Source organism: Kitasatospora sp. NPDC056327 (assembly GCF_042261735.1).
Taxonomy (GTDB): Bacteria; Actinomycetota; Actinomycetes; order Streptomycetales; family Streptomycetaceae; genus Kitasatospora.
Genome location: NZ_JBHJRC010000526.1, coordinates 1 through 2103, shown reverse-complemented (window position 1 = coordinate 2103; position 2103 = coordinate 1). Strand labels below are relative to the sequence as shown.

2 protein-coding genes are annotated in these 2103 nt (G+C 74.8%); one reads left to right on the top strand and one right to left on the bottom strand.

Features of this window, described 5'->3' with window-relative positions:
* Positions 1–290 precede the first annotated feature (290 nt).
* Entirely contained in the window at positions 291–1370 is a 1080-nt protein-coding gene (locus ACFCX4_RS36040; RefSeq protein ID WP_376151669.1) for an AI-2E family transporter, read from the top strand.
* On the opposite strand, the gene ACFCX4_RS36035 is transcribed toward ACFCX4_RS36040, so the two are convergent.
* The gene (locus ACFCX4_RS36035; RefSeq protein ID WP_376151667.1) at positions 1361–1933 is read right to left on the bottom strand and encodes a hypothetical protein; all 573 of its coding nucleotides are present in this window, start codon (positions 1931–1933) and stop codon (positions 1361–1363) included. The two genes, ACFCX4_RS36040 and ACFCX4_RS36035, sit on opposite strands and share 10 nt — an antisense overlap.
* Positions 1934–2103: the final 170 nt, after the last annotated feature.

Below are 2103 nucleotides of genomic sequence, written 5' to 3'. Positions count from 1 at the left end.
ATATGTGTATAAGAGACAGCCGTGGCACCACCACGGCGGGGCGGGCGCGCCCGCGGGGGAACAAAACGGGCCGTCGGCCCGATCGTCTGCTGAGATGGGGCGGACCTGGACCGATCGACCGGACGGAGGAACGGATGCCGGGAGAGCTGCCGGGGCGGCCACCGACCGAGGGCGCGCGGACCACCGGGGCGCGGACCAGCGAGGCACTGTCCGCGCAGACCCGGACGACGGGAGCACGGAGGAGGGTCCCGCCCGGCGGACGGCCGCCCGACCACCGCCGCCCCTACCTCATGCTGCCGGCCCCGGTCCGGGCGGCCACCGCCTGGTCCGCGGCGATCGTGCTGCTCATCACCGTCGCCTCGCTCGTCGTCTTCGCCCTCGTCGAACTGCGCGCCGCGACCGTCCCGGTCATCCTGGCCCTGCTCGGCACCTCCCTGCTGTACCCGGTGATGCCGTGGATGGTCCGCCGGGGCGTCAGCCGCTCCGTCGCCGCCGGGCTCACCTGCGCGGTACTGGTGGCCGCCGTCGGCGGGGTGATCTATCTGCTGGTCAACTCACTGGTGCACAGCGCTCCGCAGATCGCCCACGCGCTCCCGGAGGCCGGCGACCGGATCGCCGGCTGGCTGGGGCCCTTCGGGGACAAGGTCCGGCACGCCCTCGGCGACGCCCGGGGCGAGACCGACGCACTCGTGTCCACCCTCACCAGCGGAGTGCTCTCCGGGCTCGGCCTGGCGACCCAGATCGCCACCGGCGGGGTGCTCGCCCTCGCCCTGGTGTTCTTCTTCCTGCGCGACGGCCACCGCACCGGCGACACCGTCCGGGCCTACCTGCCCCCGCGCAGCGCCGCGACCGTCGTCGCCTGCGCCGAGCGGGCCTTCGACGCGATGGCCGGCTTCATGCGCGGCACCACGCTGATCGCGCTGATCGACGCCGCCTTCATCACCGTCGGCCTGCTCGTCCTGGGCGTACCCGGGGCGCCCGGGCTCGGGGCGCTGGTCTTCATGGGCGCCTACATCCCGTTCGTCGGGGCCTTCCTCTCCGGCGCGGTGGCCGTCCTGGTGGCGCTGGCCGACGGTGGGCTCGGAACCGCGCTGTGGGCCCTGGGCATCGTCGTCGCCGTCCAGGCCGTCGAGGGCAACGTCCTCCAGCCGCTGATCCAGAGCCGCACCGTGGAACTCCACCCGGGCACCATCATGATCGCGGTGGTGGCCGGCTCCGGCATCGCCGGGATCATCGGGGCCCTGCTGGCGGTCCCGGTCTGTGCCGCCGGGCTCGGCGTGGTCTCCGTGCTGCGCGGCGATCCCGGGCGGGGGCGCCGGGCGGGCGACGCCGCCCCTGCGGGGGCAGCCGCCGCCCCCGCTCAGGAGTAGGCGAGCGGGCGGCCGGTCCGCAGCGTGTACTCGGCGGCCCGCAGGAAGAGCGCCGCGTAGAAGGCGATGTCCAGGTCCTCCGTCCAGCGGCCCGGCGAGGCGACGGCCGCCGCGTCCGCCCGCCCGTCGAACCAGTTGCCGATCTCCAGGTTGTCGCAGCGCTCGGGTATGCCGGGCGGCAGCGCCAGCAGCTCCGCCAGGCGCCGGGCCGCGTCGAGCGCCCGGTGCGCGTCGCCGACCGCCGTCACGTCGTTGTACGCGCACTCCACCGGCAGCACCAGCGGCGCCTCCAGACCGACGGGCAGCAGCACGTCCCAGCCGACCAGCGCCTCCGCCGTGCCGTCGCCCAGCTCCTCGCAGAACCGCGAGAACCCGGAGAGCGGCCGGTACATCTTCTCCTCGAAGTGCCGCCCCGACCCCGCCCGGAACTCCGTCACCGGAGGGCAGACGAACGGTGGCAGCCCCCGCCCGGCCAGCGCCGTGTCGACCGCCCGGCCCACCGGGCCGAGCACCTCCTCGTCGAGCCAGTCGTCGGCCTCGACACTCACCAGATAGACACCCATGCCCGGGAGGCTAGGCCATGCCACCGACAGTGCCCCGGTGCGGGCGGCGTCCGGTGGTCGGTTGCCCCGCGCGGGGCCGGTGGGGGAGAGTTCGGCGAGCTGAGCCGCAACCACGTCAAGGAGAAGGTCAGCTACCCGCAGACCCCGCCGGTGGGCGGCGACCACAACGC